Source organism: Inquilinus limosus MP06 (assembly GCF_000767795.1).
GTDB classification, from domain to species: domain Bacteria; phylum Pseudomonadota; class Alphaproteobacteria; order DSM-16000; family Inquilinaceae; genus Inquilinus; species Inquilinus limosus_E.
On record NZ_JANX01000431.1, the window covers coordinates 1 to 5,607 of the forward strand.

4 protein-coding genes are annotated in these 5,607 nt (G+C 69.2%); 3 read left to right on the top strand and 1 reads right to left on the bottom strand.

All coding sequences use genetic code 11. The features are described 5' to 3' along the window. Positions 1-1,160: MFS transporter (locus tag P409_RS24995; protein ID WP_052121362.1), on the bottom strand; the 1,160-nt coding region annotated here is incomplete at its 3' end. Between the two features lie 137 nt (positions 1,161-1,297). On the opposite strand from P409_RS24995, the gene P409_RS25000 reads away from it, so the two are divergent. The 3 genes from P409_RS25000 to P409_RS25010 form a co-directional block, all read left to right on the top strand. Then, the gene (locus P409_RS25000; RefSeq protein ID WP_081991778.1) at positions 1,298-2,143 is read left to right on the top strand and encodes an AraC family transcriptional regulator; all 846 of its coding nucleotides are present in this window, start codon (positions 1,298-1,300) and stop codon (positions 2,141-2,143) included. A 192-nt stretch (positions 2,144-2,335) separates the two neighbouring features. Beyond that, positions 2,336-4,837: a calcium-binding protein gene (locus P409_RS25005; protein WP_034844907.1), complete on the top strand. Its 2,502-nt coding sequence runs from the start codon at positions 2,336-2,338 to the stop codon at positions 4,835-4,837. 67 nt (positions 4,838-4,904) lie between these two features. After that, a partial coding sequence (locus tag P409_RS25010; RefSeq protein ID WP_161790468.1) for a calcium-binding protein occupies positions 4,905-5,607 on the top strand: 703 nt, incomplete at its 3' end.

The window sequence follows — 5,607 nt, forward strand, 5'->3', positions numbered from 1 at the left end:
AGCGGCAGGAAGGCGCAGATGCGGTAGACGAAGCCGATGCTGGTCAGGTCCGCAACCTCGCCCAGCACCGCGGCGCCGATGCCGCCCATGCCGAAGGCGAAGCCGAAGAACAGCCCGGCGATCGTGCCGGTCTTGCCCGGCACCAGCTCCTGCGCATAGACGACGATGGCGGAGAAGGCCGAGGCCAGGATCAGGCCGATGATGATGCTGAGGATCACGGTCCCGGTCAGCCCGACATAGGGCATCGCCATGGTGAAGGGCAGCACGCCCAGGATCGACCCCCAGATCACGACCTTCCGGCCGAAGCGGTCGCCGATCGGGCCGCCCGCCACCGTCCCCACCGCCACCGCGCCGAGGAAGATGAACAGGTGGATCTGCGCCTCCTGCACCGACACGCCGAAGGTCTGGATCAGGTAGAAGGTGAAGTAGCTCGTCAGGCTGGCCAGGTAGATGTACTTGGAGAACACCAGCATGCCGAGGATGCCGAGCGAGAAGCCGACCTTGCCGCGCGACAGGGCGACCGGCGCCACCGGGCGGCGCGGCCTGGCCGCCATGCTGCGGCGGTGCCGCTGGTACCAGGCGCCGACCCCGGTCAGCACCAGGATCGCCAGCAGCGCCGCGGCGGAGAACCAGCCGATGCTGGCCTGGCCGCGCGGCAGCACGATGAAGGCGGCCAGCAGCGGCCCGATGGCCGAGCCGATATTGCCGCCGACCTGGAACAGCGACTGCGCCAGGCCGTGCCGCCCGCCCGACGCGAGCCGGGCGATGCGCGAGGATTCCGGATGGAAGACCGAGGAGCCCATGCCGACCAGGGCCGCGCCCAGCAACAGCATCGGGAAGGTCGGGGCCACCGACAGCACGATCAGCCCGACCAGGGTGAAGCCCATGCCGACCGGCAGCGAATAGGGCTGCGGCTTGCGGTCGGTGTAGAGGCCGATCGCCGGCTGAAGGATCGAGGCGGTGAGCTGGAACACGAAGGTAATGAGCCCGACCTGGCCGAAATCGAGCCCGAAATCCGTGGCGAGCATCGGATAGAGGGCCGGCAGCAGCGACTGCATCATGTCGTTCAGCAGATGGCTGAAGCTGATCGCGGCCAGGATGGTGAAGACCGTTCCGTCGGCGTCGGACCGATGGTCCGGGGTCAGTGTTCCACTCGTCATTCCCGAAAGTCCCGATGGCCGCTGAGCGGCGCATCACTGAGGCATCCGGCGGCGGGAGTGCCGTCGGCTCGGCCAAGAATACGCCTTCCCGGCCGACCTGCTTTCGTGCTTTGGTCTATTGCTTTCGTGAGTGGGCCATGCGCAACACCACCTTCGTCCATGAGGACGCGCCGCGGGCGGTCGTCGCGCTCGGCAACGACTATCCGGCGCATTACGTGATCCTGCCGCACCGACACCGGCGGTCGCAGCTGCTGTACGGCAGCAACGGGGTGCTGATGGTGCGGACCGAGCAGGGCCGCTGGGTGGTGCCGCCGGAGCGCGCGGTGTGGATTCCGGGCGGTATCACCCATGACGTGCAGCCGATCGGGGCGGTCAAGGTGCACAGCGTCTATGTCGAGCCCGACGCCGTGCCCGGCCTGCCGGCCGATTGCCGCGTGGTCGGCGTCTCGGCGCTGATGAGCAGCCTGTTGATGGAGGCGGTGGACCTGCCGCTGGAATACGACCTGAAGGGCCGGGACGGGCTGGTGATGGCGCTGATCCTGCAGGAGATCGCGCGGATGCCGGTGCTGCCGCTGAACCTGCCGCTGCCCGGCCATGCGGCGCTGGCGGCGCGCTGCCGCCGGTTCCTGGAGGGGCCGACGCCGCACGACACGATCGACGACTGGTGCGGCCCGCTGGGCATGAGCCGCCGCGCCTTCACCCGGCTGTTCCGGCAGGAGACGGGCCTCAGCCTTTCCGCCTGGCGGCAGCAGGCCTGCCTGTTCGCAGCCCTGCCGCGGCTGGCGGCGGGGGAGGCGGTGACGACGGTGGCCCTCGACCTCGGCTATGACAGCGCCGCGGCCTTCACCACCATGTTCAAGCGCCTGCTCGGCGCTCCGCCCAGCCGCTATTTCGCGGCGGGGAAGACCGCCGGCGCTCGGCCGCCTGACCGGCAGCCGGGTCAAAGATTGATGACGCCCTCCCTATCTGGGAGTTCCCGGTAGACCCGCCGATCGGGATGCTGGTGCTTCGTCCTCGACGGCAACATCACACTGACCGCCGGCGTCTCCATCCTTTGAGCCATCAGCCGGTCCCTGCGGTCGCTCCTTGCCATAGGATCAGCGCAATTTTCGGAGAACTGTGTTTTTATTCCAGAGGATTTCCTCAAGGATCATTTTCACAAGGGAGAAGGGGTTATGGCCACATTCACGGGCACGAACGGGAATGACGTGCTGCCCCCGGTCGGCGGCAACGACAGCGGCGCCGACACGATGCTGGGACTGGGCGGCAACGACACGCTTCTCGGCGGCGCCGGCAACGACACGCTCCGTGGCGGCACGGGCAGCGATTCGCTGCAGGGGCAGGATGGCGACGACATTCTCGACGGCGGTGCCGGAGCCGACACATTCCTCGGCGGGACGGGCACCGATCTGGTCTCCTACTTCGCCAGTGCCGCCGGCGTCTCGGTCAACCTGGCGACCAATGTCCACCACGGCGGCGACGCCGAGGGCGATTCCTTCCTCGACACGATCGAGATCGTGCATGGCAGCCAGTTCGCGGACACCCTGTTGGGCTCGGCCGGCGCCGAGACGCTGCGCGCCCAGGGCGGGAACGACATCCTTCGCGGCCTGGCCGGAAATGATGGGCTGGAGGGCGGGGCCGGCGCCGACCAGCTGAGCGGCGACGAGGGCGACGACACGCTCATCGGCGGGGCCGGCGCCGACCGCTTCGTCGGCGGGGCCGGACGGGACACGCTCTCCTATGCCGACGCCGCCGCCGGCATCCGCGTCAATCTCGCCACCGGGGCCAATGGTGCCGGCGACGCCCTCGGCGACCAGTTTCTCGATCATATCGAAGTGGTCCTCGGCAGCCAGTTCGCCGACACGATCATCGCCACCGCGTCGGCCGACGAGCTGCGCGGCGGCGGCGGCAACGACACTCTCCAGGGCGGGGACGGCGACGACCTCCTCATCGGCGGCGCCGGAGCCGACATCTTCACCGGCGGCAACGGCACCGACACCGTCTCCTACACTGACAGCGCGCAGGGGGTGAAGATCGACCGCACGGCTGGGACGGCCACCGGCGGCACGGCCCAGGGCGACAGCTTCACCCAGCCTATCGAGGTGATCATCGGCAGCGCCTTCGCCGATGTGCTGGCCGGCAGCGCCGGCAACGACCGCTTCCTCGGCGGCGCCGGGAACGACACCCTCTCGGGCGCGGCCGGGGTGGACCGGCTGGAGGGTGGCGATGGCGACGACACGCTCCGCGGCGGCTGGGGGGCCGACAGCTTCATCGGCGGCGCTGGAACCGACACCGTCAGCTATGCCGACAACATCGTCGGCGTGTATGTCTACATGACCAGCGGCATCGCCGGGCAGGGCCAGGCGGCGGGCGACAAGTTCCTGGACCATATCGAGCGCATCGTCGGCAGCGCCTTCGACGACATCATGGTCGGCGGCGCGGCGAACGACCGGTTCTCCGGCGAAGACGGCAACGACACGCTCCGGGGGGCCGATGGCAATGACAGTCTCTCGGGCGGCAACGGGGACGATCTGCTCGTCGGCGGCGCCGGCGCGGACCTGTTCACCGGCGGTGCCGGCTTCGACACCGTGTCCTACGCCGACGCCACCATCGCGGCGACGATCAACGCATCCTCGAGCGCCGGGCCCGACGGCGACCGCTATGTCGACCATATCGAGCGCTTCATCGGCAGCGCCTTCGCCGACACGTTCATCGGCGGCGCGGCGGCGACCCGCTTCGATGGCGGGGACGGGAACGACACGATCCGCGCCGGTGCCGGGGCCGAGACCTTCACCGGGGGCGGCGGCAGGGACTTCATCACCTACTCCAACAGCACGGCGGGGGTGTCGATCAACCTGGAGACCGGCGTGTTCACCGGCGGGTTCGCGGCGGGGGACACATTCCTCGATCACATCGAGATGGTGACCGGCAGCAACTACGCCGACACGCTGACGGGCAGCGACGGCGCCGAGCAGCTCAGCGGCGGTCTGGGCGACGACGTGATCATGGGCGGCCTCGGGGCGGACCAGATTCTGGGCAGCGGCGACATCGACTTCGCCTCCTATGCCGATAGCGCAGTGGGGGTGAATATCAACCTGGCCACCAATGTCGCCACCGGCGGCACGGCGGAGGGCGACACCTTCCTCGACAGGATCGAAGGCATCATCGGCAGCGCTTTCGACGACGTCATCGTCGGCAAGGACTGGGGGCCCTATCTCACGGATGGCGGCGATATCCTGCGGGGCGGCGACGGCAACGACGCCCTTTTCGCCAATCGGGGCTGGAGCAACCGGCTCGAGGGCGATGCCGGCGACGACACGCTCACCGGCGGTGCCGGCGGGTGTTCCTTTGTCGGCGGCAGCGGCGCCGACCGTTTCGTGATGGATGCGGCCTATGAGACCGATCCCGGGAGCCTCAGCAACGGCAGCACCATCTTGGACTTCTCGGCGGCCCAGGGGGACAAGATCGATATCGGCGCGCTGACCGGGACGATCCTTTTCATCGGCACCGCCGCCTTCACCGGCGTCGCCGGGCAGGTCCGCTACGAATATGTCGCGGCCAACGACCACACGCGGGTGAGCGTCGATGGCGATGGCGACGGAGTCGCGGATCTGGACGATTGGGGCATCGTGCTGACCGGCAACGTCACCCTGACCGCCGACGATTTCGTTCTTTGAGGCCCATCATCCGGTCCCGGCGGTCGCGCCGGGGACCGGCTTTCCGTTTTCAGACGGAGGAGTTTCCATGGCCACATTCACGGGCACGAACGGGAATGACGTGCTGCCCCCGGTCGGCGGCAACAACAGCGGCGCCGACACGATGCTGGGGCTGGGCGGCAACGACACGCTTTTCGGCGGCGGCGGCAACGACACGCTCCGCGGCGGCACCGGCAGCGACACGCTGGAAGGCGAGGCGGCCGACGACATCCTCGACGGCGGAGCCGGGGCGGACACGATCCGCGGCGGGGCCGGCCGGGATCTCGTCTCCTATTTCGGCAGCACCGCGGCGGTGCAGGTCAACCTGGCGACGAACGTCCATCACGGTGGCGACGCCGAGGGCGATTCCTTCCTCGACGCGATCGAGATCGTGCATGGCAGCCGGTTCGCCGACACGATCCTGGGGTCGGCCGGCGCCGAAACGCTGCGCGGCCAGGACGGGAACGATGATCTGCGCGGCCAGGCCGGCGATGACGGGCTGGAGGGCGGGAACGGCGACGACCAGCTCGACGGCGGCGACGGGTCGGACACGCTGACCGGCGGCGCCGGGGCCGACCGGCTGTTCGGCGGAGCAGGGACCGACACGGTGTCCTATGCCGACAGCGGCGCCGGGGTGCAGTTGAATCTGACGACCAACGTCAACCATGGCGGCACCGCCGAGGGCGACCAGTTCCTCGACCATGTCGAGGCGGTGATCGGCAGCGTCTTCGCCGACACGGTGGTCGGGGCTG